General features: G+C 29.2%; 3 protein-coding genes. All 3 read right to left on the bottom strand.

From position 1 onward, the window contains the following. Positions 1 to 209: 209 nt before the first annotated feature. The 3 genes from H8R24_RS17895 to H8R24_RS17885 all read right to left on the bottom strand — a co-directional run bounded on the left by H8R24_RS17895 (position 210) and on the right by H8R24_RS17885 (position 1990). Positions 210 to 1187, bottom strand: a complete 978-nt coding sequence (locus H8R24_RS17895) for a hypothetical protein (RefSeq protein WP_187021806.1) — start codon at positions 1185 to 1187, stop codon at positions 210 to 212. Between the two features lie 127 nt (positions 1188 to 1314). Further along, a complete protein-coding gene (locus H8R24_RS17890; protein ID WP_187021804.1) occupies positions 1315 to 1575 on the bottom strand; it encodes a hypothetical protein in 261 nt (86 codons plus the stop codon). Between the two features lie 7 nt (positions 1576 to 1582). Next, complete coding sequence (locus H8R24_RS17885; RefSeq protein WP_187021802.1) at positions 1583 to 1990, bottom strand: hypothetical protein; 408 nt, start codon at positions 1988 to 1990, stop codon at positions 1583 to 1585. Positions 1991 to 2289 lie beyond the last annotated feature (299 nt).

Here is a 2289-nt window from a genome sequence, read left to right as displayed (position 1 = left end):
GAACGATTGTAGTGATGTTTATGAGGATGATTTTAAGTCAAAATAGCGACTAAATGAGGTTTTTTCACAGCCTGACGGTTGGCTGCTTTGAGATGTGGCGGATTAAGGAAGCCTAATCTTTCGGTTAATGACTAATTTTCCAAGTACAAAACCATATTTAAATTAAGCCTAAACCCGCCATATTGCTAAACGGCGGTTGTAGGATGTTTTTATTCATTATCATTAAATTTTTCTGAATGAAAATCTTTCTCAGTACGAATTAGCTTAATTAAGTATTTAGGTTCATAATATGTGAAATTGGTGTTCATATTACCTTTATATCTTGATATATTAATCCAAGGCTTCATTAACACTTTAAAATATTCGTCTATCAAATTATATCCCATATTATTAGTTGTCATATAATAATATTCAGGATATTTTTTAATTTCTAAATTGTCTAAATTTCTTGATAAATAATTAAATGATGGAGGATCTGAATACAAGTCTACTTTATTTAAAATTATTTTGTCAATTACGGCTATCATTTTTTCTTTATTGGGTATGTATTTTTTATAAACATCTCCAGTGACAAGATCTCTACCTAGTTCTTTTATAATAAAACCTTTGTAAAATTCAATAATATCTTCACTTTTGGTATTAATTTTTTTATGCCAAAGACCAGTAAAATAGCCTAAGCTATCTATTTGCCCTTTATAACCTGGATTAAGACTACCTACATTTTCAGAAAAATCAATGTTTCCAATAATAATATCATTTTTGAATTCAAAACTACGTACGTTTTTATATTCTTTTGATTTTAAGTCATAACTTGATTTAAAAGTCCAAACACCATTTTTCATGTTGTTTAGATAATTTCCTGATACTTCTTTGCTATATACAGTATCTGTATTTTCTTTAAAATCTTTTTCATATTTTGCGTCCATACCCTTTCCTCCGTAAATATCCATGTCAAAAGTGATATATTTCCAATTTCCAGATTTTAAATTTTCTTTAAATTGTCCGGTTATTATAAGACCATCATTTTGTTCTTTGTATGTACCATTGTATATTCGTTCTAGTTGTGAATTTTCGTAATATTGGTAAACAAAGTCTCCGTTTTCTGAAGAATATGTTTTTGTTTCTTGACTATGTAATGGAAAAAAGCCAATATTAAATATTAAAAAAATGTAACTTCTTAATTTCATTATAATTTTATGGTTTATTTGTTTATTCGATTATGTATGTTTTGTTACCGTATCTGTCTAGGTAAAGTAATCTCAAATTAAGCCTAAACCCGCCATATTGCCAAATGGTGGTAGTAGGATGTTTTTTTTAAGTTTTCGTTTCGATAACACTTAACCAGCCATCCATTTTTGCTTCATCTAATAAATCTTGCATTTGTGCAAAACTTGGTATTCTTGCTTGCCCCCTTTGAGGCTTTAATTTGTTATTTTCATCTCTCCAAATAAATCTATAGCTGTATTCATTTGTTCCATTGTCGTAGAAATATTGACACCATTGAAAACAAAGATTCCAGTTGTTTATTTTTAGTTTTTTTGGGACTTCTTTTATGATTTTTATATTTGACTTCATAATAATTCTATTCTTCTTTAAAATCCATATTAATTTTAAATGTTCCAGTATCTTCAAGATTAACAATTACTTCTCCTTCAGAATTTTTTTGAGCAGTATAAATTACGTTCCCTTTATATAAATCAACAAAAGTTCCTTCACAACCGCAAAGTTTTAAATCATCATCCTTGCTTTTTGTCATTATGTTAATTATTTTAGGATTTTTTGATATTAAAATACCACCGTTTCCTACACCATTTGGAATTGAATGTATATTTTCTTTTAAAATTGATAAAACTGTATTTTTCACGTCTTCATCATCACATTTAGGTGTATCATTTGACGAAATAATTGAATCTAAAACTCCTTTTTCATTAGCTCCATTTTTGCAAGAACTTAAAATAGCTAAACTTGCAATTAAAATAATTTTTTTCATTGTTATTAATTATTCCCGATTACTCCACTCGGAATTTAAAGGCGTCGAATTGGAATTAATTTTTTGGTTAATTGCTGCCCGCCTGTTGCTGGAAAATATCCTACAACGTCCCGCAGCTTGGCGATGTGGCGATTAAGGAAGCCTAAACTTTCGGTTAAACACTGATTCTGCAAGTACAAAACCATCTTTAAATTTAGCCTAAACCCGCCATATTGCCAAACGGCTGTGTGTGCCCTGCATGAGCAGGACCCACACTGTAAGCTCTAATAAAAATTCGAAAATACAAATTTCGAATTAGA

Source organism: Flavobacterium muglaense (assembly GCF_014305155.1).
Taxonomy (GTDB): Bacteria; Bacteroidota; Bacteroidia; order Flavobacteriales; family Flavobacteriaceae; genus Flavobacterium; species Flavobacterium muglaense.
This window is presented reverse-complemented; position numbering and strand designations above follow the sequence as displayed.

What these genes read in the sequence shown, in the direction of transcription:
- H8R24_RS17895 (WP_187021806.1), bottom strand. Translation starts at nt 1,187, where the DNA reads ATGAAATTAAGAAGTTACATTTTTTTAATATTTAATATTGGCTTTTTT.
- H8R24_RS17890 (WP_187021804.1), bottom strand. Translation starts at nt 1,575, where the DNA reads ATGAAGTCAAATATAAAAATCATAAAAGAAGTCCCAAAAAAACTAAAA.
- H8R24_RS17885 (WP_187021802.1), bottom strand. Translation starts at nt 1,990, where the DNA reads ATGAAAAAAATTATTTTAATTGCAAGTTTAGCTATTTTAAGTTCTTGC.